This window comes from Tabrizicola sp. (assembly GCF_034366665.1).
In the GTDB taxonomy this organism is placed as follows: Bacteria; Pseudomonadota; Alphaproteobacteria; order Rhodobacterales; family Rhodobacteraceae; genus Tabrizicola.
The window spans coordinates 29,676-53,217 of sequence record NZ_JAXMMF010000154.1 but is presented as its reverse complement, the minus strand read 5'-3'; the positions used below and the strand labels follow the sequence as shown (position 1 = coordinate 53,217).

The 23,542-nt window shown below is 66.4% G+C and carries 22 protein-coding genes; 8 read left to right on the top strand and 14 right to left on the bottom strand.

Annotated features, from left to right (window positions below):
• Nucleotides 1-14 precede the first annotated feature (14 nt).
• From U1E69_RS21915 to U1E69_RS21890, 6 genes are all read right to left on the bottom strand, one after another.
• Nucleotides 15-857, bottom strand: a complete 843-nt coding sequence (locus U1E69_RS21915; RefSeq protein ID WP_322246619.1) for a carbohydrate ABC transporter permease — start codon at nucleotides 855-857, stop codon at nucleotides 15-17.
• A complete protein-coding gene (locus U1E69_RS21910) occupies nucleotides 854-1,735 on the bottom strand; it encodes a sugar ABC transporter permease (protein ID WP_322246618.1) in 882 nt (293 codons plus the stop codon). The genes U1E69_RS21915 and U1E69_RS21910 overlap by 4 nt, the downstream gene beginning before the upstream one ends.
• Nucleotides 1,736-1,795: 60 nt before the next feature.
• Nucleotides 1,796-3,067 (bottom strand): extracellular solute-binding protein, encoded by a 1,272-nt coding sequence (locus U1E69_RS21905; protein WP_322246617.1) that lies wholly within the window; start codon nucleotides 3,065-3,067, stop codon nucleotides 1,796-1,798.
• A gap of 106 nt (nucleotides 3,068-3,173) precedes the next feature.
• Nucleotides 3,174-4,679 (bottom strand): alpha-N-arabinofuranosidase, encoded by a 1,506-nt coding sequence (locus U1E69_RS21900; protein WP_322246616.1) that lies wholly within the window; start codon nucleotides 4,677-4,679, stop codon nucleotides 3,174-3,176.
• A 107-nt stretch (nucleotides 4,680-4,786) separates the two neighbouring features.
• Complete coding sequence (locus tag U1E69_RS21895) at nucleotides 4,787-5,713, bottom strand: ArsR/SmtB family transcription factor (protein WP_322246615.1); 927 nt, start codon at nucleotides 5,711-5,713, stop codon at nucleotides 4,787-4,789.
• A gap of 105 nt (nucleotides 5,714-5,818) precedes the next feature.
• Nucleotides 5,819-6,427, bottom strand: a complete 609-nt coding sequence (locus U1E69_RS21890; RefSeq protein ID WP_322246614.1) for a helix-turn-helix domain-containing protein — start codon at nucleotides 6,425-6,427, stop codon at nucleotides 5,819-5,821.
• A 94-nt stretch (nucleotides 6,428-6,521) separates the two neighbouring features.
• Between U1E69_RS21890 and U1E69_RS21885 the strand changes: the two genes are divergently transcribed.
• Both U1E69_RS21885 and U1E69_RS21880 read left to right on the top strand, forming a co-directional pair.
• A complete protein-coding gene (locus U1E69_RS21885; RefSeq protein WP_322246613.1) occupies nucleotides 6,522-6,986 on the top strand; it encodes a (2Fe-2S)-binding protein in 465 nt (154 codons plus the stop codon).
• 1 nt (nucleotide 6,987) lies between these two features.
• Entirely contained in the window at nucleotides 6,988-9,234 is a 2,247-nt protein-coding gene (locus U1E69_RS21880; protein ID WP_322246612.1) for a xanthine dehydrogenase family protein molybdopterin-binding subunit, read from the top strand.
• On the opposite strand, the gene arsJ is transcribed toward U1E69_RS21880, so the two are convergent.
• Genes arsJ through U1E69_RS21865 form a run of 3 tightly spaced genes read right to left on the bottom strand, consistent with a single transcriptional unit; the run spans nucleotide 9,227 to nucleotide 12,322 of the window.
• Nucleotides 9,227-10,474: an organoarsenical effux MFS transporter ArsJ gene (arsJ, locus tag U1E69_RS21875; RefSeq protein WP_416200318.1), complete on the bottom strand. Its 1,248-nt coding sequence runs from the start codon at nucleotides 10,472-10,474 to the stop codon at nucleotides 9,227-9,229. The genes U1E69_RS21880 and arsJ overlap by 8 nt on opposite strands.
• Nucleotides 10,471-11,478, bottom strand: coding sequence for an ArsJ-associated glyceraldehyde-3-phosphate dehydrogenase (locus U1E69_RS21870; protein ID WP_322246611.1), 1,008 nt, complete (start codon nucleotides 11,476-11,478; stop codon nucleotides 10,471-10,473). Before U1E69_RS21870 ends, arsJ begins: the two co-directional genes overlap by 4 nt.
• Nucleotides 11,479-11,482: 4 nt before the next feature.
• On the bottom strand, nucleotides 11,483-12,322 hold the full coding sequence (locus tag U1E69_RS21865) for a metalloregulator ArsR/SmtB family transcription factor (RefSeq protein WP_322246610.1): 840 nt from the start codon (nucleotides 12,320-12,322) through the stop codon (nucleotides 11,483-11,485).
• A gap of 169 nt (nucleotides 12,323-12,491) precedes the next feature.
• Between U1E69_RS21865 and U1E69_RS21860 the strand changes: the two genes are divergently transcribed.
• The gene (locus U1E69_RS21860; protein ID WP_322246609.1) at nucleotides 12,492-12,926 is read left to right on the top strand and encodes a DUF2231 domain-containing protein; all 435 of its coding nucleotides are present in this window, start codon (nucleotides 12,492-12,494) and stop codon (nucleotides 12,924-12,926) included.
• Nucleotides 12,927-12,940: 14 nt separating this feature from the next.
• Nucleotides 12,941-14,482, top strand: coding sequence for a sorbosone dehydrogenase family protein (locus U1E69_RS21855; protein ID WP_322246608.1), 1,542 nt, complete (start codon nucleotides 12,941-12,943; stop codon nucleotides 14,480-14,482).
• A gap of 37 nt (nucleotides 14,483-14,519) precedes the next feature.
• Here U1E69_RS21855 and U1E69_RS21850 read toward each other — a convergent pair whose 3' ends face one another.
• From U1E69_RS21850 to U1E69_RS21840, 3 genes are read right to left on the bottom strand one after another with little or no spacing between them, the layout of a single operon-like run.
• Nucleotides 14,520-14,822 carry a hypothetical protein gene (locus tag U1E69_RS21850; protein ID WP_322246607.1) on the bottom strand — a complete coding sequence of 101 codons (303 nt, stop codon included), beginning with the start codon at nucleotides 14,820-14,822 and terminating at the stop codon, nucleotides 14,520-14,522.
• Nucleotides 14,819-17,320: a cbb3-type cytochrome c oxidase subunit I gene (locus U1E69_RS21845; protein ID WP_322246606.1), complete on the bottom strand. Its 2,502-nt coding sequence runs from the start codon at nucleotides 17,318-17,320 to the stop codon at nucleotides 14,819-14,821. The genes U1E69_RS21850 and U1E69_RS21845 overlap by 4 nt, the downstream gene beginning before the upstream one ends.
• Nucleotides 17,317-17,895, bottom strand: coding sequence for a cytochrome B (locus tag U1E69_RS21840; protein WP_322246605.1), 579 nt, complete (start codon nucleotides 17,893-17,895; stop codon nucleotides 17,317-17,319). The genes U1E69_RS21845 and U1E69_RS21840 overlap by 4 nt, the downstream gene beginning before the upstream one ends.
• Nucleotides 17,896-18,021: 126 nt before the next feature.
• Between U1E69_RS21840 and U1E69_RS21835 the strand changes: the two genes are divergently transcribed.
• A complete protein-coding gene (locus tag U1E69_RS21835; protein WP_322246604.1) occupies nucleotides 18,022-18,588 on the top strand; it encodes a DUF2231 domain-containing protein in 567 nt (188 codons plus the stop codon).
• Here U1E69_RS21835 and U1E69_RS21830 read toward each other — a convergent pair.
• Nucleotides 18,558-19,067 (bottom strand): CopD family protein, encoded by a 510-nt coding sequence (locus U1E69_RS21830; protein ID WP_322246603.1) that lies wholly within the window; start codon nucleotides 19,065-19,067, stop codon nucleotides 18,558-18,560. The genes U1E69_RS21835 and U1E69_RS21830 overlap by 31 nt on opposite strands.
• Nucleotides 19,067-19,762: a cytochrome c oxidase assembly protein gene (locus tag U1E69_RS21825; RefSeq protein WP_322246602.1), complete on the bottom strand. Its 696-nt coding sequence runs from the start codon at nucleotides 19,760-19,762 to the stop codon at nucleotides 19,067-19,069. The genes U1E69_RS21830 and U1E69_RS21825 overlap by 1 nt, the downstream gene beginning before the upstream one ends.
• Nucleotides 19,763-20,058: 296 nt before the next feature.
• Between U1E69_RS21825 and U1E69_RS21820 the strand changes: the two genes are divergently transcribed.
• From U1E69_RS21820 to U1E69_RS21810, 3 genes are all read left to right on the top strand, one after another.
• On the top strand, nucleotides 20,059-22,494 hold the full coding sequence (locus tag U1E69_RS21820) for a heavy metal translocating P-type ATPase (protein ID WP_322246601.1): 2,436 nt from the start codon (nucleotides 20,059-20,061) through the stop codon (nucleotides 22,492-22,494).
• Nucleotides 22,494-22,916, top strand: a complete 423-nt coding sequence (gene cueR / locus U1E69_RS21815) for a Cu(I)-responsive transcriptional regulator (RefSeq protein WP_322246622.1) — start codon at nucleotides 22,494-22,496, stop codon at nucleotides 22,914-22,916. The genes U1E69_RS21820 and cueR overlap by 1 nt, the downstream gene beginning before the upstream one ends.
• Nucleotides 22,917-23,025: 109 nt before the next feature.
• On the top strand, nucleotides 23,026-23,541 hold the full coding sequence (locus U1E69_RS21810) for a flavin reductase family protein (protein ID WP_322246600.1): 516 nt from the start codon (nucleotides 23,026-23,028) through the stop codon (nucleotides 23,539-23,541).
• The last annotated feature ends 1 nt before the right edge of the window (nucleotide 23,542 follow it).

Sequence of the window (23,542 nt, the reverse complement as noted above, 5' to 3'; positions counted from 1 at the left end):
CCCCCCGCGGCCCGTTACCCTTTGATCCCGGCAGAGAGCGTGATCGCCTCGGTCACCTTGCGCTGAAACAGAAGGTAGGCCAGCGCCACCGGCAGACCGGCCAGCACGGCGGCGGCAAGCTGGCGGGCGTAGTAGACCCCGAAGGCATCGTTGACCTGGGTGATCCCGACGGGGACCGTCATCATCTCGGTCTTCGTCACCGACAGGAAGGGCCAGAGGAAAGCGTTCCAGGTCCAGATGAAGGTGACGATCGACAGCGCCGTGGTCACCCCCCAGTTCATCGGCAGGTAGACCTTGAAAAGGATGCGGAACTCGCCCGCGTTGTCCATCACGGCGGCCTCGCGGAAGTCCTTCGGGACCTGGTCGAAGAACTGCTTGTAGACGATGATGATGACGGGGTGGATCAGCTGCGGCAGCATGATTCCGGCCCAGGTGTTGATCAGGCCCAGCTGCGAGGTCAGCACGAAATGGTTGATGATCAGCGCCTGGGTCGGGACCATGAAGCTGGCCAGGATCAGCCACCACAGCGCCTTGCGGCCGGGGAACTGCAGCTGCGACAGCGCATAGCCGCACAGCATCGAAGTCACGATGGTGATGACCGTAACCCCCACGGCGACAGCGATGGAGTTGATGTACCAGGTCACGATCTGGGTGTCGTAGATCGCGGTGTAATAGTGGCTGAACGTCAGGTTTTCGGGCCAAAGCTCGATATAGGGGCGGACGACCTCGTCCTCGGGTTTGAGCGACGAGATGACGCCCCAATACAGCGGGAAGGCCCAAAGAAGGGCCAGCAGGACAGTCAGGACAGTGATCACCCCGCCCCAGAAATTCGCGCGTTGGAGGCCGTTGATGGTCATTTGCGTCCCCCCGCCAGGCGCAGAAGTTGGAACTGCAGGACCGAGACGACGACCACGAGGACGAAGAGCGTCACGGCGACGGCAGCGGCGCGGCCGCCCTGGTCCTGCTGGAAGGCGCGCTGGAAGACGTAATAGACAAGGACCATGTTGTCGTTGGGCCGTCCGCCCTGGGAAAACAGGTAGACCTGGTCGAAGATCTTCAGCTGCGCGATCAGCTGTATGGTGAAGACAAGGCTGGTCACCGGCCAGAGAAGCGGCCAGGTGATGCGGCGGAAGGTCGTCCAGCGGCTGGCATTGTCCAGGGCTGCGGCCTCGTAGATCTCGGGGGGGATCGACCGCAGGCCGGCGAGGAAGAGCAGGATCGAGAAGCCTGCCGTCCACCAGATCGTCACGACGCCGACTGCGGGCATGAACCATTCGCGGGTCTTCATGATCGGGATGCGGTCCATGCCAAACAGGTCCAGGACGTGCATCAGGATGCCGAACTGGAAGTTCAGCACCCAGTCCCAGATCAGATAGACCACCGACACGGGCAGGATGTAGGGCAGGAAGAACAGCGCCAGAATGGCCGACTGCAACCGCCCCTTCAACCGCGAGACGCCAAGCCCGATCAGAAGCGCCACAAAGGTGCCGGGCAGGACGGTCAGGATGACGAAATAGGCGGTGTTCCAGGCGGCGGTGCGAAAGCGCGGGTCCTTTGGAAGCCGCTCGTAATTCTCGGTGCCGACCCAGTCGCCACTGCCGATCAGGGGGGCGTTGGTGAACGAGATGCCGAACATCTGGATGGTCGGCCAGACGAAGACCAGAAGATATATCGCAAGGAAGGGGGCCACCAGAACGGCGGCGATCCAGGCATCCTTGCGGCGATTGGTCAGCATGCTCGCGTCCCCGGATAAGTTGGGGCCGCCCGGTGACAGGCGGCCCGCTTTTGTGTCAGATCACAGAGCGTTCAGCTCTTCCTTGATCATCTCCACGGCTTCCGCCGGGTCCATCTCGCCGTTCAGTGTCGGCACGAAGTAGGTGGACATGACGTCGAAGATCGGCCCGGCCACGCCCGCCATCGGGGATTTCGGGTCGAAGATCATGTTTGCCGTCAGCGAAGAGTAGGTCGCGTTCGGCTCCATCGCCTTGTATTCGGCCGATTCCGTGACCGGGCCATAAGCGGGGATGTGCCCAGCGGTAGCCCAGAAGAGCGAGTTCTTCTCGATCCAGGAAATCGCCGTCAGCACTGCGGCGCGCTTTTCGGGCGTCATTTCCTTGCCTTGGTTGGCGGGGATCGCGAAGCTGTGGCTGTCGGCATAGGTCGCAGGCTTGTCAAAGATCACCGGCAGTTCCACGGCGCCCCAGTTGAAAAGCTTCCCTTGCGCGTTGAGGTCGGTCATCGTGGGCACTTCCCACACGCCGTTGATCATCATCGCCGCTTCACCGCTGGTGAAGAGGGCAACGGTCGCCGGATAGTCGGTGTAGGTCGATTGCAGGCCCGCCGTGGTCCATTCCGCAAGGACGCCAAGCGCGTTTGCCAGTTTTTCACCGTTGTCGCCGGCCAGGAACTCGCCGTCGGTCATCAGCTCGCCGTTCTGCTGGCCGACAAGCGAATAGATCGTGCGGAACATGAAGTTGCCGTCGGCGGTGACGGACCCAAGCGGGAACTTGACGCCCGAATCCTTCAGGGCTTGAAGGGTGGCGGTAAAGCCCTCGCGGCTGTCCAGACCCTTCGGCTTGCCGTTTTCATCCAGCATCCCGGCTTTTTCCAGAAGGTCCTTGTTGTAATAAAGGACGATCGGGTGGGTATCCAAAGGCACGGCATATTGCTTGCCGTCGATGGTCACCGCATCCCAGGTTGCAGGGGCGAAGTCGGCCTGCGACAGGCCCATCGTCGCCCAGTCTTCGGGCGTGATTTCCTGCAACACGCCCTGCTGCACGGCCAACGGGATGCGGCTGGCGTGATAGGTCATGACGTCCGGCGCCTCTCCCACGGCGGCAGAGGTCTGGACCTTCGCGTAGAAGGGCGTGCCCCATTCCAGCGTGGTCGCGTCGATCTTGACCTGGCCCGCGTGCGCGGCATTGAAGTCGTCGATGAGCTTCTTCATCCGCACGCCGTCGCCGCCGCCCAGGAAGTCCCACCAGACGACAGTCTCTTCCGCCCGTGCGACCCCGGCAAGGCCGATGGTTGCGACGATGGCGGCCTTCAGCATTCCACTTATGGTCATCATTTCCTCCCTCATGGCGGCGTGGTTCGCCGCGTCTGATGGGAAAAGCGTATCCGCTTTCCCGATTCGATCAACTTAAACCTGATACGTATCCGATGATTGGATACTAACGCCCGACCCGGATCATCGAGTAGGAATGCGGCGGCAGGGTCAGGTGCAGTCCCTTGCCGCCCAGCTTGGCCCCGCTGCCCTTTTGCGGGGCGACGTTGTCGGGATTGGACTTGGAATTCCGCGCCTCAAGGTCGGTGTGCTTGATCAGCGTGTGCTCGACCGTCTTCGCGGTGAAGCCGTCCAGCGCCACATCGACCTCCATCGGTTCGGTGCCCGAGCGGTTGATGGCGAAGAAGGTCAGCGTCCCCGCGTCGTCGTCACGCACCCCGGCGATGTCCAGCCACGGGACGCCCGCTGCGGCGTCGGCGTCGTAGGTCGGAACCTCGACCGCCAGCTGCATCGCCGTGCCGCGGCCGTGCTTCGACGCAAAGAGGAACGGCCAGTAGATCGTCTGCCGCCAGGCCGCGCCGCCGGGCTCGGTCATGATCGGGGCGATGACGTTCACCAGCTGCGCGATGCAGGCGATCTTCACCACGTCGGCGCGGCGGATGAAGGTGTTCAGGATGCAGCCGACCTGCAGGACGTCTTCGAAGTTGTACTGGTCCTCCAGCAGGACCGGGGCTTCGGGCCAATCCCAGGTGCGCATCCGTTCGGCGTCGGCCTTGCGTTCGTGGTACCAGACGTTCCATTCGTCGAAGGAAATCGTCACTTTCCGCTTCGACCGCTTCTTGGCCTTCACATAGTCGATGATGCCCGCCACGGTGCCGATGTAATTGTCCAGCTTCTGCGGCAAGGCGAGGAATTCGTTGGAGTTCTTCTCGTAGTTTTCGAAGTACATGTGCAGGCTGATGTGGTCGACCTGGTCGTAGGTTTCCTCCAGCACGGTGGCTTCCCACTGCGGGTAGGTCGGCATGTGCGAGTGGGACGAGCCGCAGACGACAAGTTCCAGCGTCGGGTCAAGGCCGCGCAGGGCCTTGGCGGTTTCATTCGCCAGATGACCGTATTCGCCGGCGGTCTTGTGGCCGACCTGCCAGGGCCCGTCCATCTCGTTGCCCAGGCACCAGAGGCGGCAGTTCCAGGGGTCCTTGCGGCCGTTCTTCGCCCGCAGGTCCGACCAGTAGGTCCCGCCCTTGTGGTTGACGTATTCGACGAAGGCCCGCGCCTCATCCAGGCCCCGCGAGCCAAGGTTGACTGCCAGCATCATCTCGGTCCCGGCCTTTTCGGCCCAATCGGCGAATTCGTGGATGCCGACCTGGTTGGTCTCGGTCGTGCGCCAGGCAAGGTCAAGGCGCTTGGGCCGCTGGTCCTTCGGGCCGATCCCGTCTTCCCAGTTGTAGGCCGACACGAAGTTGCCGCCGGGATAGCGGCAGATCGGGGTATCCAGCGCGCGAACGAGGTCGATCACGTCGCGGCGCATTCCTTCGGCGTCGGCGGTCGGGTGGCCGGGCTCATAGATGCCGGTGTAGACCGCACGGCCAAGATGCTCCAGAAATGAGCCGTAGAGCCGTTTGTCGATGTCGGCGATCGTATATGCGCTGTGCGCCGTGACCCGTGCTTTCATGATGTCCTCCCGTCCGGATGTGAGAATCCGTTTCTCTGGTTCATACCAGCTTTCCGGGTATAGTTCGTCAGGAGCCGCCCTGGGTCAAGCAAAAAGGTTGGGGGCGGTCAGCTGCGGATCAGGCGCAGCGCAATGTCCTGGTCATGGTTGCCAAAGCCGCGCCCGAAGATGTTGATGCCTCCGGGGTGGCGGGCGTCTTCCTTGACGCCGATCCGGACCCGGATCGACCGGTGCGCGTTCAGTTCAAGGTCGCCAAGGCTGCAGTCCGACAGCCGGGTGCCGTCCAGGAAGGTGCCCGCATCGGTGACTTCCCAGCGCTTGAGGTCGCCATACTGCGACCCCGCCAGCTTCCACCAGTCGGGCGTGTACTTGCCGCGCTTGTCGCCATAGTCGCCCGGAGAGGTCCAGGTGCCGATCTCGTACCCGTTGATCGCCACCGTGATGTCCGAGGGCCAGTCCTTCGACGTGCCCGGCACTTCCGAGGACAGCTCCAGCGTCAGTTCCAGCGCGCGGACCGAGGTTCCGGCCAGCTTGGCGTTGTTGGGAAACTGGTATTCCACAAAGCCGTGGTTGAACCACAAAAGCCCGGCGCGCATCCGGTCTGGGTCAAGGAAGGTGTCCGGCACGTCGAGCAGGCCGATGATCCCGTCGGGCGAACACAACCCGCAAGGCGCGCTGACCTCGCAGCGGGTGTAAAGCCCGATGGGCATCGCGACCTCGATGGCGTTCGCATGCTTGGCGGGGGTCGGTTCCTTGAAGGCGATGAGCATCTCGGTGAAGGTCGAGGCGCAGATCTTCTGGCTGCCCTTGCGCCCCTTTTCCGACCGCGTCTGCACCAGCCCCGCGTCCACCAGGATCTGCATGTTGGACGACACCGTCGACTGCGGAAGGTCCAGTTCCTCGGACACCTGGTTGACGTTGCGCGGACCCTTGCGGGTCAGATGTTCAAGGATGCGAACCCGGACTTCGCTGGCCAGGCTGCGTAGGATGTCCGGCCGCTCAAGAGGGTCGACAACAAGGATCTGGTTGGTCATGTGAGCACGCGGTTCTACTGATCCGTTCCGTATCAGGAATGTGGATGCAAATAAAGCCGGTCATGTCGGAAGGTGCTTCAGGGGCCGCACGCCGCAGGGTGCCGCCTAACTGCTAAGCGCCTTGCCGAAGATCGCGGCCACCCGGGCCTGCGCCGCGCGGTAGTCGGCGAAGTCGGTCGCGAAGGCCTTGATCCCGAATTTCGTCGCCATCACCGTCCGTGCAATCTCGTCCGCGGTGGCGTTCAGGCCGGCCAGAGTCATCCGGCCCTCGGCCACGCCCTGCCGGATCCAGTCGGCCAGGTGGCTGGTGATGCGGGCATAGGCCGCTTCGACGGCGGGCTGCGTGAAGGGGCTGTTCGACGACAGGATCTCGTCGGCGTGGGGCGAGTTCAGCATGGCCTCCACCGCATCGCCATCGATGGCGTGGAAGGCGGCCAGCAGGATCTCGGCTGCGGGGCCGGGACGGGCCAGAACCCGCTCCACCGACTTTTCCGAGCGTTCGAAATGGATGCGGACCAGCGCGTTGAAGATGTCGTCCTTGCCCGCGTAATGGAGGTAAAGCGCCGGGCGCGACATGCCAGCGCCCTTGGCGATGTCGGCCATAGACGTCCGCCGCAGACCATAGCGCGCAAAACATTCGAAGGCCGCGCGCAGGATTGCGGCTTCCTTCGGATCAATGGGCGCTTCAACCTCGGCTGTGATGGCGGCTGTCATGGCGCCAGTCTAGGGAAGCCCGGACGATACGTCAAACAGGCGTTGACATGCTGACATTATGAGTCCAAAGTGTCAGAAACCAAGGGAGTGACCCATGAGCTTTACCCTGTCCATCAACGGCACCCCGCGCCAGGTTGATCTGCCGGACGATGTCCCGCTTCTGTGGGCGCTGCGCGATGGTCTTGGGCTGACCGGAACCAAGTTCGGTTGCGGTGTGGCGGCCTGCGGGGCCTGCACGGTGCTGATCGACGGTCAGGCGGTGCGGTCCTGTCAGGTCCCCCTTTCGGACGCCGTGGGAGAGATAACGACCATCGAAGGTCTGGGCCAGCCGGGCGCGCTTGCGCCGCTGCAGGAGGCCTGGGTCAGGCATCAGGTCGCGCAATGCGGCTACTGCCAGTCGGGGCAGATCATGCAGGCGGCAGCGCTTCTGGCGCAGGTGCCCGAGCCGACGGATCAGGACATCGACGACGCGATGCAGGGCAACCTGTGCCGCTGTGGTACCTATCCGCGCATCCGGGCCGCGATCCTGGATGCAGCCCAGATGATGAAGGCAGGCTGACATGGCAAGCTGGAAGACGATCACCCGCCGCTCGTTCCTTGTCCTTGGTGCCGCCTTCGTGGGTGGGGCCGCCTTCGGGGCCTACAAGGTGGCCGAGGTCCCCGCGAACCCTCTGGTTCCCGGCCCGGACGGGATGCCGCTGAACCCCTGGGTCATCATCAACGCTGACGGCATCACCGTGATTGCCCCCCGCGCGGAAATGGGGCAGGGGATTTCCACCACGCTGGCCGCGCTGGTGGCCGAGGAACTGGACGTGGACTGGGACCAGGTGCGCGTCCTGCACGGGCCTCCGGCGCAGGCCTACTACAACGCGGGCTTCGTCGAGCGGATGTCGAACGAGCCGGACTACCGGCTGTCGCTGCAAGCGAAGTCGCACAACGCGATCCTGGCGGCGGTGCCAAAGATATTCTCGATGCAGATGACGGGGGGGTCGACCGGGGCCATTGGCGGCTTCGTCCAGATGCGCCTGGCCGGTGCCGGCGCGCGCGAGGCGCTGAAGGCTGCGGCGGCGAAGCGGCTGGGGGTCGCCCCCGACACGCTGCGGACCGAGGGTGGCAAGGTGATCGGCGCGCAGACCTTCACCTACGCCGAACTGGCGGCCGAGGCAGTGGACCTGGTGCCCGACGACGTGCCCCTGCGCGACCCCTCGACCTGGCGCTATGTGGGCAAGTCGATGCCGCGGCTGGACATGGTGGCGAAGTCCACCGGGACCGAGACCTTCGGGATCGACGTTGTGCTGCCGGGGATGAAGTTCGCCACCGTCCGGATGAACCCCCGGCGCGGGGGGGCAATGACCAGCTTTGACCCATCGGCGGCACTGGCCCTGCCGGGGGTGGAGCAGGTGGTCGGCCTGGGTGGCGGCATTGCGGTCATCGCCAGCAACACCTGGACCGCCATGCAGGCGGCGCAACTGGTGGATATCCAGTGGGGCGAGGCGGACTATCCCGCCGACAGCGCCGCCATGCTGACCCGGATCGAGGCGGCATTCACCACCGAACCGGACTCGCGCCTGCGCGACGAGGGCGATGTCGAGACCGAACTGGCCAAAGGCGACGTGATCGAGGCCGAATACCGCATCCCCTTCCTGGCCCATGCCGCGATGGAGCCCTTGAACGCGACCGCCTGGGTCAAGGCCGACGGCTCGGCCGAGGTCTGGTGCGGCAATCAGGCCCCGATCATGACGCGCGACGCCATCGCCGGTGCTCTGCGGATCGGGTCGGACAAGGTGACGCTGCACACGCCCGTCATGGGCGGAGGGTTCGGCGGCCGCACCGATCCGGTGCCCGCCGTGCTGGCCGCGCGGGTGGCGGCGGCGATGCCGGGCACTCCGGTCAAGCTGACCTACAGCCGGGAAGAGGATCTGGGCCAGGACTTCTACCGCCCGGCCGCCATCGCGCGGTTTTCGGGGCGGGTCGAAAATGGCAAGGCCACCGCGCTTTGGGGCCGGACGGCGGCACCTTCGGCCACCCGCAGCGCTTTGGCGCGGCTGATCGGCTTTGCGCCCCCCGGCCCGGACCGTGCCACGGTCGAGGGCGGCTTCGACCAGCCCTACGGCCTGCCGCATTACCGCTATGACGGCCATGTCGCCGACCTCACGGTGCCTTTGGGCTTCTGGCGGTCGGTGGGCAATTCGATGAACGCCTTCTTCCTGGAAAGCTTCATCGACGAACTGGCCCATGCCGCCAAGGCCGATCCGCTGGCCTTCCGGCTGGAGCTGATGCGCGACACCCACGCGCCCTCGGCCAGCTTGCTGGAAACCGTGCGCGAGATGTCGGGCTGGGACAGCCTGAAGCGGCCCGGCTTCGGGCGCGGCGTGGCGTTCTGCTATTCCTTCGGCACCCCGGTCGCGCAGGTGGTGGAGGTCCAGCAGACCCCCGCAGGGATCAAGCTGACCCGCGCCTGGATCGCCTGCGACCCCGGCCTTGCGATGGACCCAGGGATCGTCGAGGCGCAGATGACCGGCGCGATGGTCTATGGCCTGTCGGCCGCGGTGCAGGAAGAGATCGGCTTTGCCGACCAGGCGGTCGTGCAGCAGAACTTCCCGGACTATGACGCGCTGCGGATGCATACCACGCCGCACTTCGAGGTCAGGATTCTGCAGAACAACGGCACATTCGGGCATATCGGCGGCGTGGGCGAGCCGGGGACCCCCCCTGCCGCTCCGGCGCTGGCGAACGCGCTTTATGACCTGACCGGCACCCGCGCGCGCGAACTGCCCCTGAGCAAGACCTTCGACTTTGTCACCTAGGCAGCAGGCGGCGCGCGGCAAACCAGCTGCCCGCCGCCATCACCCCCGCCGTGGCCAGGCACAGCGGCAGCCCGCCAACCTGATAGCTGAGGCCGGAGAGCAGGGTCCCGATCAGGCGACCGGCGGCATTGGCCATGTAGTAAAAGCCCACGTCCCGCGTGATCCTTTCGGCTGATCCGAAGGCAAGGATCAGGTAGGAATGGACCGAGGAGTTGATCGCAAAGACAAAACCGAAGACCAGAAGCCCGCCGATCAGCATGGCTGTCAGCCAGGGCGCGGGCCCCTCGGCGGCCCAGGCGGCCCCGGCCAGCAGGAAGGGGATCGGCACCAGAAGGCCGGCCCAGCGGACCGCCTTCCGCACCGTTTCCGCCTCGGGTTGGTTCTTCGCGCCCAGGATACGGGGGGCAGCTGCCTGCACGGCGCCATAGGCGATGATCCACAGCGCCAGGAACCCGCCAATCAGGAAGAAGGCCTCGCGCCGTCCTTCGGAAGTGCCGTCGGACAAGACCGATTGGAAGTAGACGGGGATGCCGACCACGAACCAGACATCCCGTGCGCCGAACAGGAACAGGCGCGCGAGCGACAGACGGTTGACCCGTGCGTCCTTGGACCGCCAGCCACCCCAGGCCTCGTCCGCCTTCATTCGCCCTGGCAGGCCCGAGGGCAGGAACAGCACCACGGCAATCAGGATCACCGCCAGCACGCCCGCCATTGCCCAGACCGCCGTCGTGAAACCAAGAAGGGCCAGCAGGGCGGCCCCCAAGAAGAACCCCAGCCCCTTGACCGCGTTCTTGGACCCCGTCAGCACGGCGACCCAGCGGAATAGGCCCCCAGCCTCGGACGGGGCCAGAAGCTTGACCGCCGACTTCGACGACATCTTCGCCAGGTCCTTGGCGACGCCCGACACCCCCTGGACCGCCATCACGAAGGCGACCGAGGCTGCAATGCTCCACCCCGGGTCCAGCTGCGCCAGGGCGATCAGCGCGCCGATTTGCAGCGCAAGCCCGCCGTACAGCGTCGCGGCCAGGCCAAAGCGGGCAGCAAGCCAGCCCGCGCCCAGGTTGGTGATGATACCCGCCAGTTCATACAGCAGGAACAGCCAGGCCAGCTGGATCGGCGTGAAGCCCAATGCGTTGAAGTGCAGTAGCACCAGCATCCGCAAGGCGCCGTCCGACAGCATGAAGGCCCAGTAGGCCGCCGTGACAGCCGCATAGGCGCGCAGGGGGTTTGCGGCACTCACAGCGATCCGGCCACCATACGGGCGATATCGGCCAACCGGCAGGCATAGCCCCATTCGTTGTCATACCAGGCGTAGATCTTCACCTGCGTCCCGTTGACCACCATCGTGGACTGCGCATCGACGATGGCAGAGCGCGGGTCATTGGTGAAATCCGAGGACACCAGGGCTCGCGTCTCGTACCCCAGGATGCCCTTCAGCGGGCCGTCCGCTGCGGCGGCGAACAGCGCGTTCACCTCTTGGGCGGTGGTGGGCCGCTCGACCTCGAAGACGCAATCGGTCAGCGAGGCGTTCAGCAAGGGCACCCGCACCGCATGGCCGTTCAGCCGGCCTTCGAGTTCGGGGTAGATCAGCGTGATCGCCGTGGCGCTTCCCGTCGTCGTGGGGATCAGGTTCAGAAGTGCGGACCGCGCGCGGCGCATGTCCTTGGCCGGGCGGTCGACGATGGTCTGGGTGTTGGTCACGTCATGGATCGTGGTGATCGAGCCGTGGCGGATGCCAAGCGCTTCGTGGATCACCTTGACCACCGGGGCAAGGCAGTTCGTCGTGCAGGAGGCCGCCGTCACCAGCGCCTGGCTGCCGTCGTAGAGGTGATGGTTCACCCCGTAGACCAGGTTCAGCGCCCCGCCATCCTTGACCGGCGCGCTGACGACAACCTTCTTCACGCCCGCCGCATAATAGGGCGCGACCTTGGCGGCGGTCTTGAAGACGCCAGTGCAGTCGATCACCAGATCCACCGCCAGCTCGGCCAGGGGCAGAGCCTCGATGGTCTTGTGATGGGTCAGGCGAACCGGCTGGCCGTTCAGGACCAGCGCGTCTGGCGCAGCCGACACCGGGGTCCGCCAGCGACCGTGGACCGAGTCGAACTCCATCAGCAGAGCGTGCTGGTCGGCGTCGCCGACGGGATCGTTGAGCAGCACGATCTCGCCCCCGGCCCCCGTGTCGATCAGGTCTCGCAGGACAAGCTTTCCGATCCGGCCAAGGCCGTTCAGGGCAATACGGGGCATCGGGTCAGGCCTTTGCGTCTTGGTCGGTCGCGATTGCGTCGACATGGGATTGCAGCGAAAGCCGCGTCAGCGACTCGAAGGGCAACTCGACGAAGGCCATGATCCGGCGGCGCAGGGCGGCGTAGGTGCGGGCGAAGACCAGCGCCTTTTCCGCATCCGTGCCGGTGGCCTTTACCGGGTCGGGCAGGCCCCAGTGGCCGGTGATCGGCTGGCCCGGCCAGGGTGGGCACTCCTCGGCCGCGGCGGTGTCGCAGACGGTGAAGACGAAATCCATGATCGGGACGCCGGGCTGCTGGAACTCTGACACATGCTTGGACCGCAGGCCCGTCACGTCGTGGCCGTTGCGCCGCAGGACATCCAGCGCGAAAGGGTTCAACTCGCTTCCCGGCCGGGTCCCCGCGGAAAAGGCCTGAAACCGGCCCTGACCCAGATCGCGCAAAAGCGCCTCGGCAAAGATCGACCGGGCCGAATTGCCCGAGCAGATGAAGAGCACATCGAAATCGGTATCGCGCATGGCGGCGTCCTTCCGGGCGGTTAGAAGAGGGGACAAAAGGTCGGGTCGCCCCCGCCCGACATCGAGGGCGAGGTAGCCGATCAGCGCTTCGGTCGCGTCCAGATCGACGGCATAAAGGAGGGACCTGCCCTGGCGGGCCACCGAGACCAGACCCGCGCCGGTCAGGTCTGCCAGGTGGTGCGACAGGGTGTTCTGCTTCAGCCCCAAGGCCGCAGCGATCTCGGTCGGCCTGACGCCTTGCGGGGCAAAGCGCACCAGAAGGCGAAATACCGCCAGGCGGCCGGGATGACCAAGGGTCGCAAAGGCGTGGGAAGCGAAGGTCTGTTCCATATTTCCCGATTACTGGAAATGATTTCCGCCGTCCAATGAACCTTTCATGACAGCTTCCGCCTGCCCTGCGGTGCGAGTTGCGGCGGGACACCCGCAGCCAGATTTCCAGGAACCAAATCCGGCGGTACCGGGTTTGCCACCTGTGTTCCGCGAAACCGAAGGGGTTCAGATGGCAGTGCGCAACCTTGCTTATCCCGCTCCCTCGTCCTGGGCGTCGTTGCCTGGACAAGAGACGCTTAGGTCCTTCGCGGCGGCGTTCTTTGCGCTGACCTTGCTGACGGACTGGGCCTATACGCAGACGATGATCCTGATGTGGAAGGACTTCTCCGCCTGGCTGCTGTTTGCGGGCCTTGTCGCGGGGGGATTTGCCGTCCTTCTGTGGCTGATCGGCCTTGCGGTCTATCGCAGACGTCCGCTGTGGCTGGTGGTGGTCTTGAACGCCGTGGTCCTGGCCCTGGCCTTCGCCAACAGCCTGGTCCACGCCGGAGACGGCTGGACCGCCATCGTGCCCTGGGGCCTTGGGCTTTCCCTGCTGACCTGCCTGCTGATGCTTGTGTCGGCGACGCTGCGCCGCGCGGCGGTCCAGCCCCTGCAGCGCGCCTGAGAGGAGACGCCAGAATGCCATCCACCCCCCTTTCCCCGCGTGCGGTCCTGATGACCGGCATCGCGCTGGCTGCCGTCCTGTCCGCATCTGTTCAGGCCCAGGACCAAGCCAGGGACAAAGCCCAGGATTTCGACATCTCCAGCCAGATCGGCCCCGACCCGGTGCTGCCCGAACCGCAGTATCATGACCTTCTACCTGGCATGAACGTCGGCGAGGTCGTCGGCTGGGACCAGGGCGAGACTCCCACGGTGCCCGAGGGTCTGACGATCACGGCCTATGCCACCGATCTGGTGAACCCGCGCACCGTGCATACGCTGCCCAACGGCGATGTGCTGGTGGTGCAGTCGAAAGCGCCCGCGGGCAAGCCCAAGTTCCGGCCCAAGGACTATATCCGCGGCTGGATCATGTCGATGGCCGCAGGCGGGGGCGGCGGTCCGCAAAAGGACACCAACCTGATCACCCTGCTGCAGGACCCGAACCGCGACGGGGTAGTCGACGCTCGCCACGACTTGCTGACCGGGCTGAATTCGCCCTTCGGCCTGGCCTGGATCGACGACACGCTGTACATCGCCCTCGCCGACGGGGTGGTCAGCTATCCCTACGCGCTGGGCGAGACAGCGATCACGGCCGAGCCCGATCTGGTGACGCTGCTGTCTGGCGGCCCGTTGAACCACCACTGGACCAAAGACCTGGCGCTTAGCCCCGACGGGACCAAGCTTTACGCCTCGGTGGGGTCGAACTCGAACGCGGGCGAGAACGGAATTGAACTGGAACGGGGCCGTGCCGCGATCTTCCAGATCGACCGGGCGACCGGGGCCTCGCGGATGTTCGCCTCGGGCCTGCGCAATCCCAACGGGCTGATCTTCCACCCCGAAACGGGCGTCTTGTGGGCCGTGATCAATGAGCGGGACGAGTTGGGGCCGAACCTGGTGCCGGACTACATGACCTCGGTCGTCGAGGATGGGTTCTACGGCTGGCCCTACAGCTATTACGGCCAGCATGTCGACGAAAGGGTCCGCCCGCAGCGGCCCGATCTGGTTCAGGCGGCGATCCAGCCGGACTATGCGCTGTCAAGCCACGTGGCCGCCCTGGGCCTGGTCTTCACGCAAGGCTCGGCGATGCCGGAGGAGTTCGCCAATGGCGCTTTCGTCGGGCAGCGCGGCAGCTGGAACCGGGAGGAGTTCAACGGCTACAAGGTGTCCTATGTCCCGTTCCGCGACGGCAAGCCTGACGGGATGTTGCAGGACGTGGTGACCGGCTTCCTGTTGCCCGAGGAAGAACAGGTGCGCGGGCGTCCCGTCGGTCTGGGGATCGACGGGACCGGCGCGCTGCTGATTGCCGATGACGCGGGCAACACCGTCTGGCGTGTGGCCGCAGCGGATGGGCGGATCACCGATGCCCCGGTCGAGACGGACCGCGTGGCGACGGACGCTGCTGCCGGGACGGCGAACAGCGAAGGCGCAGCACCGCAAAGCACGCCCCCTGCCGAGGATGGGTCCCCGACAGAAGCTGCCCCTGCAGAACCCGCCCAGGCCGACCCCGCCCCGACCGACTAGCGCCGACCGACTGGCGCCGACCGACCAGCCCTGCAGATTAGCCGCAGACCGTGATGGTCAGCACCGGCAGGACGGTCCAAAGCGCCGCCGCCAAAGCCGCGGTGCCCAGGATCGTGGCGGTGGTCTGCACGAAGCGCGATGACGACCTTCGGGCAAGCAGTGCCGCAAGGACCAGTCCCTGGACCCCCACGAAAAGGGCCGCGCCGGCGATCAGTGCCGGGCGCGGCTCTACCCCCTCGGGCCAATGGCGCGAACAGGTCAGGCCTTGCAGCGCATAGACGGCGCTGAAGCCGATCAGCCAGATCGTGAAGGGCAGTGCGAGACGCAGGATATTCGTCATCCGAAGGCCCCCGGCAGCCAGGCTGCCCCCAGGGCCACCAGCCCCGTCGCAGCGGTGAAATCGGCCCAGAGCGAGACGATGCGCGCCTCGCCGACCCGCAGGCCGTGCCCGGCGATCCGGCGCAGGGCAAGGTAGGCCAGCATGATCAGCGTCAGCGCGGCATGAAAGCCGACATGCCCCGCCAGAAGCCACAGCGTCGCGTCATAGGCATGGCTCGCGGGGTCAGGTCGCGCCAGCATGACCGAGGCGGCAGCGGCGGCCAGCGCCAGCACTCCGACCAGGCCCAGGACCAGCGCGGGTGCCGTCCGCAGGCCTTTTCCGATGGCCCGGGCGGCAAGACGCGGACCAGCGGCCAGCGCGGCGGCTCCGCCAAGGGCCAGAAGCACCGGAAGCAGCGTCGGGCCAAGGTAGGCGGGCGGTGGCCAGTTCGGCGCGACGGTCCAGAGGAAGGCGTAACCGAACATCAGCGAGCCGAAATGCACGCCGTCCGCCACCAGCAGAAACAGCGAGCCCCACCAGCCGGGCGGGTCGGCGCACTCGGCAGCGACCGGCAGGTGCGTCCCGTGACCGGCATCGACCAGCCCCTCGGCCCGGCGCGGGGCGGTGGTCCAGACCCAGACCAGCGCCACGATGACCACGCCCACCAGTGCCAGGCCCGACAGCCAGTAGGCCTGGACCAGCGGCGCCAGGAACGAGGTGCTGGTGACGACCGCCAGCACGATCGGCAGGGCAGAGTTCCCGGGCATGACGGCCACCTGCAACGGCGCGCCCGTCGTGGTGGTGACGATCAGCGTCTCGCGCCGGTTGCGGGATGCGTCGCCCAGGTAGCCTTCACCCTTCGCGATCCGCTGGGGCAGGTCGGGGTCCGCCGTCAGCGGATAGCGGCCCTGCACGATGGGGATCGAGGCGAAGCCGTAGGCGGGCGAGGGCATCGGCGCGGCCCATTCCAGCGTGGTGGCCCCCCAGGGGTTCCGCTTGCCGCGCAGCCCGGCGAAGGTGTTGATCCCGATGTCCAGGATCACCAGCGCAAAGCCGATGGCCATGACGAAAGACGCGGTCGAGGCGACAAGGTTCAGCAGGTCCCAGCCCTGCCCCTCGTCATAGGTCCAGGTGCGGCGGCGTTGGCCCAGAAGGCCCGCGACATGGACGGCAAGGAAGGTGATGTGGAAGGCGGGGACCACCAGCCAGAAGGCCACGGCCCCAAGACGGAAGAAATGGAAGCGCCCGGTCAGAAGCGGCTGGAAATAGTAGATCGCCGCGATCATCGGTAAGACATAGCCGCCGATCAGCACGTAATGCAGATGGGCGACGACAAAGTGGGTGTCGTGAACCTGCCAGTTGAAGGGCACGATGGCCAGCATCACCCCGGTCAGCCCGCCGATCACGAAGGTCGCGAAGAAGCCGATCAACCACAGCATCGGCACCTCCATCCGCACCCGGCCTTTCCAGAGCGTGCCGATCCAGGAAAAGATCATGATCGAGGTTGGAACGGCGACCAGCGTCGAGGCGGCCGAAAAGAACGCCAGCCCCAGGTGCGGGATGCCGGTGGTGAACATGTGGTGGACCCAAAGCCCGAAGCTGAGGACCGCCAGCGACACCGCCGCCGCCACGACCCAGCCGTAACCCAGAAGCGTGGTGCGGGCCATGACCGGCAGGATGGTGGCGATCATCCCGGCGGCGGGCAGGAAGATGATGTAGACCTCCGGGTGGCCGAAAAGCCAGAAAAGATGCTGCCACAAGAGGGGGTCACCGCCGTTTTCGACCTGGAAGAACGGCCAGCCAAGGGCGCGTTCGACCTCCAGCAGCAAGGAGCCCAGGATCATCGGCGGGAAGGCCGTCAGGATCATCAGCGCCACGATCAGGATGTACCAGGCGAAGATCGGCATCCGCGACAGGCTCATCCCGGCAGCGCGGTAGCGCAGGACGGTGACGACGATCTCGACCGCGGTGGCGATGGCCGAGACCTCGATCGAGGTGATGCCCAAGAGCCAGACATCCGCCCCGATCCCCGGCGAAAAGGCGGCCGAACTCAAGGGCGGATACATGAACCAGCCGCCGTCGGGCGCCAGGCCCATCAGCATGGCGATGATGACCGCCGAACCGCCGAAGATGTAGACCCAAAGCCCGTAGACCCCAAGCCGGGGATAGGCGAGGTCGCGGGTTCCCAGCATCCCGGGCAGCAGAAGGACCGCCAGCGCCTCGAAGAAGGGGATGGCAAACAGGAACATCATCACGGTGCCGTGCATCGTGAAGACCTGGTTGTAGGCCTCGGGTCCCATGAAGGCCGAGCCGGGCGTGGCAAGCTGCGCCCGGATCAGCATGGCAAGCAGGCCACCGATCACGAAGAACAGCGTCGCCACGGCCAGGAAAAGCCGCCCGACGTCGTTGTTGTTGTTCGTGGTCAGCCATCCCCGGAAACGGGGGTCGGGCGACCAGATCCGCTCAAGCTGACGGTGCAGCCGCAGGGCCGTGCCGCGGCGGAGGGGCGTCTGGGTCATGGCGGCCCTTCCTGCAGGAAGCGAGCCCAGGCGGCCGGGTCGTGCGCCTGGACGGTGAAGACATGCTCGCGGTAGCCCGCGCCGTTGAACTCGGCGGTCTGACCGGCATAGATGCCGGGAGAGGGAGCCTCGATCCGCAGGACGTTCACGTGGCCGGGCAGGGCGTCCAGCTTGCCCGCAAGGCGCGGCACCCAGAAGGAATGAACGACATCGCGGCTGGTGATCCGGACGTCCACGGGGCGTCCGGCCGGGATGTGAAGCACGCCGTCGGTGGCAAGGTCCGGCGCATCGGGGTAACCGAAGGTCCAGGCCCATTGCCGCGCCTCGGCGGTCACCGTGACAAGGTCGGGGTCCTCGCGCGGCAAAAGCCGCTCACCGATCTGCAGCCCGTAGACGGTCAGCGCGGCCAGCGTCACCAGCGGAAAGGCCAGGCCCAGCGTCCAGAGCCAGAGCCCGCTTCCGCGTTCAGGGTCGCCTGTGTCGGAAGCGGCGGGCGGCAGGGCAGGGCGGCGCAAGAGCGCGGCGGTCAGCAGCGCCAGAACAAGCGCCAGGATTGCCAGGCCGCCCGCCAGCATGATCCACCAGATGTCCGCGATGGCCGCAGCCGCCGGACCCGCCGGATGCAGGATCGACAGCTGGGTCTGGCAACCGGCCAGCCCCTGAAGCGTTGCCCCGCAGGCCAGGGCGCGAAGGAGACCCCCATGACGGAAAAGACCAAGCCGGAAACGACCGTGACGGACAGGACCCAGCCGCAGCCGTACCGCCCGACGCCCGACGAGGCGGCCTCGGTCAGCGATCCGATTGCCAGCCATCCGGACTTTGACAAGACCGAAACCCGGATGGCGATCCTGGGCCATCCCCTGCACGCCATGTCCGTCGCCTTCCCCGTCGCGCTGACCTTCTGCGCCTTCGGGGCGGACCTGTTCTACTGGTGGTCCGGCGAGGAACGCTGGGCCTGGGCGGCGCTTTGGGCCTGCGGGACGGCCTTCCTCTTCGGGTTGCTGGCCGGGCTGACCGGCACGATGGAGCTTTTGATGGTGCCGGGTATCCGCATCCGTGCGGCGGCCTGGACGCACTTCGTCATCGCGGTGATGCTGCTGTCGCTTCTGGGGTTGAACTGGGGCTGGCGGCTGACCGGGTATGAATCGGCCGTGCTGCCCTGGGGGCTGCTTCTGTCCGGCTTCGCGGTCCTGGTGGTTAGTGCGACGGGCTGGCATGGCGGGAAACTGGTCTTCGATTATCGGTTGGGGACGTCGAAGGGCAACTGACGGTCCAGCGGGGCCTTCAGCCATTCCGGGACCGGCAGGTCTTCAAGCTCGGGTTTCATCAGGACCAGCACCAGGACGCCGATCACCAGCCCCAGGGTGACGATAGCCGGCGCCAGCGCTGCGGGAGGGTCATGGCGGCCGTCGCTCTCGGCCACGGCGATGATCGTATGGCCGACCCAGGCATGGACGGCGACCAGCCCGGCCACAAGGACCAGCTTGCCGAAAAGCCACACGGTGAAGACATCGCGCAGATAGATCAGCGCCGTGCCGGACGCGATCGCGATGACGGCGGCGGGGGTGACGGCCCAGACATAGGAATAATGCGTGGCGCGGCGGATCTGCGCGAACTCGGACTGCATCAGGCCGGGGTCATGCCGGGCCAGCATCTGCGGCAGGGCAAAAAGCCCGGCAACCCACAGCGCCAGGAAGCCCAGGTGCAGCGCCTTGAGATGCGGGGTCAGCGCCTCGGCCCAGCCCATCACGCGGCCCCCATTCCGCGCCAGGCACGGCGGGCCAGCATCCCGCCCCAGGCCGCATAGGGCAGCCCGGCCGGCATCCACATTACCAGACCGCCCAGCTGCTGATCGGCCAGCGGCGTCATGCCCCAGAGCAGCGGAGCAGAGGCATGGGTGGCATAAAGGCCTTCGGGCGCAAGGGTAAGGATCGCGCCCAGCATCCCCATGCCAAGATAGCCCAGGAAGACCCAGACCAGCCCCTCGCCCGCCGGGAGCCGGAAGACGGCGCGCCAGAACAGAAAGGCCGATCCAAGAAGGCTGGCCTGCATCACCCAGTAGATCGCCATGTCCGACAGGGCGGCATCATAGGCGACGGGCAGATGCCACAGCCACAGCGCAGCGGTGGCGGCAAGGAAGGGAAGGCCGGTCCCGGTGTCAGATCCCGAGGGCCTCGCCAGCGCCAGAAGCGGGGCCGCGACGGCCACCAGCAGGACGTGATGCAGGACCCGCGCCGAGAACAGCGCCGAGGACAACGCGCAAAGTGGTGACAGGAAGGCGATTGCCAGCACGAAGATGGCGGCAAGGCCTGGCCTGTTTCTCCCTGCAAGCAGCGCCAGACCCGCGATCACGGCAATCGCCCAGGGATCAAGGTTCCAGCGCAGCCAGATCTCATCCGGCGCAGGCGCGGGGCCGCAGTAAAGGCCCTCCCACCCGGTCACGCGGCGGCCAGGGCGTTGAACCGCCGCATTGTTCCAGGGTCGGGGCAGCAGCAGGACGTCGTTGGATGAGACGGGTCCATGCGGGAAGTCCTTGTTCGGATTGTCGCTCAGATCGTCGCTTAACGCAGAAGCCTGCGGTGCGTTCCCAGATCCCCGGAAGGGTCGCGGCCCTACAAGACAGCGCTGGGGCGGCGGTCTTTCGACGTATCGGCAGAAAATACCTGTCAGGGGGTTGACCTTCCCATCATGGGAAGGTCCATATGGGGAAGGTCCCGACCATCAAGGAGGATCGGACCATGACCGCTCCACGCATCGAAACCACCCTCGCTTTGCCCATCACCGGCATGACCTGCGCCTCTTGCGCGGGGCGTGTCGAGCGGGCGCTGAAAGCCGTGCCGGGGGTCAGCGCCGCCGCGGTGAACCTGGCAACCGAAACCGCCGAGATCACCGGCATCGCCCCGCCCGCAGCGCTGATCGGCGCGATCGAGAAGGCCGGCTACAAGGTTCCGGCCACTGTTCAGGACCTGACGATCGAAGGCATGACCTGCGCCTCCTGCGTCGCGCGGGTCGAACGGGCGTTGAAGGCCGTGCCGGGGGTGACACTGGCCAATGTCAACCTTGCCACCGAAAGCGCCCGGGTCGAGGGTGCGGCAGACCCCGCAGCGCTGATCCAGGCGGTCAAGGCCGCAGGCTACGCCGCCCGCGTCGCCAGTGCCACGACCGAAACCGTGACCGACCGCCGCGAGCGCGAGGCCGAGGGGCTGACCCGCGACCTGATCCTTGCCGCCGTGCTGACCCTGCCGGTTTTCGTGCTGGAAATGGGGTCGCACATGATCCCGGCCTTTCACCACTTCATCATGGGCACCATTGGCCAGACCACCAGCTGGCTGATCCAGTTCGTGCTGACGACCATTGTCCTGGCCGGTCCAGGTCGCCGCTTCTTCCTGAAGGGCATCCCCGCGCTTGTGAAGGGCGCGCCCGACATGTCCAGCCTTGTCGCAGTCGGCTCGGGTGCGGCCTGGGCCTATTCGACGCTGGCGACCTTCCAGCCCGCGCTGCTGCCGCCGGGATCGGTCGTCGTCTATTTCGAGGCCGCCGCGGTGATCGTGACCCTGATCCTGCTGGGCCGGTTGCTGGAAGCCCGCGCCAAGGGCCGGTCGTCCAAAGCCATCGAGCGGCTCATCGGCCTGCAACCCGTCGTCGCCCATGTGCGGCGTGGGGGCAAGGTCCAGGACCTGCCCGTGGCCGAGGTGCGGCCCGGGGACCTTCTGGAACTGCGGCCGGGCGAGCGTGTGCCCGTCGACGGTCGCGTGGCCGAGGGGGCCAGCTGGATCGACGAATCGATGGTCACCGGCGAACCCCTGCCCGTCGAAAAGCACGCGGGCGACCGGGTGATCGGCGGCACGGTGAACCAGACGGGTGCCCTCGTGATGGAGGCGGTGTCGGTCGGCGCGGACACCATGCTGTCGCGCATCATCCGCATGGTCGAGGCTGCGCAGGGCGGCAAGCTGCCGATCCAGGCGCTGGTCGACAAGGTGACGCTGTGGTTCGTCCCCGCCGTGATGGCCCTCGCGGTGGTGACCTTCCTTGTCTGGCTGATCTTCGGACCTGCGCCGTCCTTGCCGATGGCCCTGGTCAATGCCGTGGCGGTCCTGATCATCGCCTGCCCCTGCGCGATGGGTCTTGCGACTCCGGTCTCGATCCTGGTCGGAACGGGCCGGGGGGCTGAACTGGGCGTCCTTTTCCGCAAGGGCGAGGCGTTGCAGGCGCTGCAGGGCGTGCAGGTGGTGGCCTTCGACAAGACCGGCACTCTGACCGAAGGCAAGCCCGTGCTGACCAGCTTCAAGCCCGCCGAGGGCGAGACGAAAGAGGCCCTGCTCCCCGTGCTGGCGGCGGTCGAGGCACAGTCCGAACACCCCGTCGCCCGCGCCATCGTCGCTGCGGCCGAGGGTCTGGCCCTGCCCGCGGTCGAGGGGTTCCTGGCCAAGCCCGGCCACGGCGTCTTTGCCCGCGTCGCAGGGGCAGAGATCGCGCTTGGCTCGGCGCGCGAGATGGGCAATCGCGGGGTCGACATCGCCGCCTTCCTGCCCGAGGCCGAACGTCTGGCCGACCGCGGTGAAAGCCCGCTTTACGCGGCGCGGGACGGCAAGTTGGTGGCCCTGCTGGCAGTGGCCGATACGGTGAAGCCGACAACCCCTGCCGCCATTGCCGCGATGAAGGCGATGGGGCTGAAGCTTGCGATGATCTCGGGCGACAACGCCCGGACCGCGCAGGCCATCGCCCGCGACCTTGGCATCGACGAGGTGGTGGCCGAGGTGACGCCCGAAGGCAAGGTCGAGGTGATCCGCAAACTGAAGGCGCATGGCGCATTGGCCTTCGCGGGTGACGGGATCAATGACGCGCCTGCCCTGGCCGAGGCGGACGTGGGCATCGCGATGGGCACCGGCACCGACATCGCCATCGAGGCGGCGGATGTGGTGCTGGTCTCGGGCCGTTTGCCCGCGCTGGCCGATGCCATCGGCCTCAGCCGCGCCACGATGCGCAACATCAAGCAGAACCTCTTCTGGGCCTTCGCCTACAACGCGGCACTGATCCCCGTCGCGGCCGGGGTGCTTTACCCGACCTTCGGCATCCTTTTGTCCCCGGTGCTGGCCGCCGGGGCGATGGCGATGTCCTCGGTCTTCGTCCTGACCAACGCCCTGCGGCTGAAACGCTATGGAGCTCGCACATGATGAACATCGGTGAAGCTGCCCGGGCCTCGGGCGTGTCGGCCAAGATGATCCGCTATTACGAGGAAACCGGCCTGATCCCCCCTGCCGGTCGGACGGGATCAGGCTACCGGACCTACGGCCCGAAAGAGGTGCAGATCCTGCGCTTCGTGCGTCGCGCCCGTGACCTTGGCTTCCCGATGGAAAAGGTCGCGGATCTTCTGGCGTTGTGGCGCGACCGGGAAAGGGCCAGCGCGGACGTCAAGCATTTGGCCGAAGCCCAGGTGCAGGCGTTGGAGGCGCGCATCCGCGAGATGCAGGAAATGAAGGCGGCGCTGGAACATCTGGTCCACTGCTGCGCCGGGGACCAGCGGCCCGACTGTCCGATCCTGGACGATCTGGGCGGACCCCAGGCTTTCGCGGCCCGCGCGGGCGGGGTGCGATAGAAAAACCTGCTCGCCCGGCCTCAGCGCCATTTTCTCGGCATGATACAGGCTTAGATCCACCACTGGACGCGCCCGTCCGCAGCTTGCAGCCATTGCCCCGGGAAACCTGATGCCCCAGTTCGCCGACCTCCGCGCCGCCTTTGTCGAAGGCATGAGCCGCGCGGCCACCTTCGTCGCCGTCGCCACCACCGACGGCGAGGGCGGACGCGCGGGCGTCACCGTGTCCTCGCTGACCTCGGTCTCGGCCGATGGCGAGCAACCGTCGCTGCTGGTCTGCATCAACCGCCAATCCCCGGCCGCGACCGCAATCCTGCAGAACCGCGCCTTCTGTGCCAACCTTCTGGCCGAGGACCAGCAAGAGATCGCGAACCTCTTCGCCGGCCGCAGCGCCACTGACCGGGAGGAACGTTTCGACCAGGTGACCTGGGCTGCTGGCGACATCGGTCAGCCAATGTTGGCCGGGGCCACGGCCAGCTTCGAATGTCGCCTTGCCACCGCGCTGTTGTGGGAGACGCATCACGTGATCATCGGCCGCGTCAGCGCAGTGCAGCTTTCCGGCAGCGGGTCGGCCCTGCTTTACGGCCAGCGGGCCTATCGGCGGGCGATCCATCTGGACGTGAAGTAGA

Bases quoted from the DNA above. Each gene is read 5' to 3' on its own strand.
- U1E69_RS21910 (WP_322246618.1), bottom strand. From the start codon at position 1,735: ATGCTGACCAATCGCCGCAAGGATGCCTGGATCGCCGCCGTTCTGGTG.
- U1E69_RS21850 (WP_322246607.1), bottom strand. From the start codon at position 14,822: ATGACGAATATCCTGCGTCTCGCACTGCCCTTCACGATCTGGCTGATC.
- U1E69_RS21870 (WP_322246611.1), bottom strand. From the start codon at position 11,478: ATGCCCCGTATTGCCCTGAACGGCCTTGGCCGGATCGGAAAGCTTGTC.
- U1E69_RS21820 (WP_322246601.1), top strand. From the start codon at position 20,059: ATGACCGCTCCACGCATCGAAACCACCCTCGCTTTGCCCATCACCGGC.
- U1E69_RS21890 (WP_322246614.1), bottom strand. From the start codon at position 6,427: ATGACAGCCGCCATCACAGCCGAGGTTGAAGCGCCCATTGATCCGAAG.
- U1E69_RS21845 (WP_322246606.1), bottom strand. From the start codon at position 17,320: ATGACCCAGACGCCCCTCCGCCGCGGCACGGCCCTGCGGCTGCACCGT.
- U1E69_RS21855 (WP_322246608.1), top strand. From the start codon at position 12,941: ATGCCATCCACCCCCCTTTCCCCGCGTGCGGTCCTGATGACCGGCATC.
- U1E69_RS21915 (WP_322246619.1), bottom strand. From the start codon at position 857: ATGACCATCAACGGCCTCCAACGCGCGAATTTCTGGGGCGGGGTGATC.
- U1E69_RS21895 (WP_322246615.1), bottom strand. From the start codon at position 5,713: ATGACCAACCAGATCCTTGTTGTCGACCCTCTTGAGCGGCCGGACATC.
- cueR (WP_322246622.1), top strand. From the start codon at position 22,494: ATGAACATCGGTGAAGCTGCCCGGGCCTCGGGCGTGTCGGCCAAGATG.
- U1E69_RS21840 (WP_322246605.1), bottom strand. From the start codon at position 17,895: ATGCTGGCGGGCGGCCTGGCAATCCTGGCGCTTGTTCTGGCGCTGCTG.
- U1E69_RS21885 (WP_322246613.1), top strand. From the start codon at position 6,522: ATGAGCTTTACCCTGTCCATCAACGGCACCCCGCGCCAGGTTGATCTG.
- U1E69_RS21860 (WP_322246609.1), top strand. From the start codon at position 12,492: ATGGCAGTGCGCAACCTTGCTTATCCCGCTCCCTCGTCCTGGGCGTCG.
- U1E69_RS21880 (WP_322246612.1), top strand. From the start codon at position 6,988: ATGGCAAGCTGGAAGACGATCACCCGCCGCTCGTTCCTTGTCCTTGGT.
- U1E69_RS21905 (WP_322246617.1), bottom strand. From the start codon at position 3,067: ATGACCATAAGTGGAATGCTGAAGGCCGCCATCGTCGCAACCATCGGC.
- U1E69_RS21835 (WP_322246604.1), top strand. From the start codon at position 18,022: ATGACGGAAAAGACCAAGCCGGAAACGACCGTGACGGACAGGACCCAG.
- U1E69_RS21830 (WP_322246603.1), bottom strand. From the start codon at position 19,067: ATGGGCTGGGCCGAGGCGCTGACCCCGCATCTCAAGGCGCTGCACCTG.
- U1E69_RS21900 (WP_322246616.1), bottom strand. From the start codon at position 4,679: ATGAAAGCACGGGTCACGGCGCACAGCGCATATACGATCGCCGACATC.
- U1E69_RS21865 (WP_322246610.1), bottom strand. From the start codon at position 12,322: ATGGAACAGACCTTCGCTTCCCACGCCTTTGCGACCCTTGGTCATCCC.
- U1E69_RS21810 (WP_322246600.1), top strand. From the start codon at position 23,026: ATGCCCCAGTTCGCCGACCTCCGCGCCGCCTTTGTCGAAGGCATGAGC.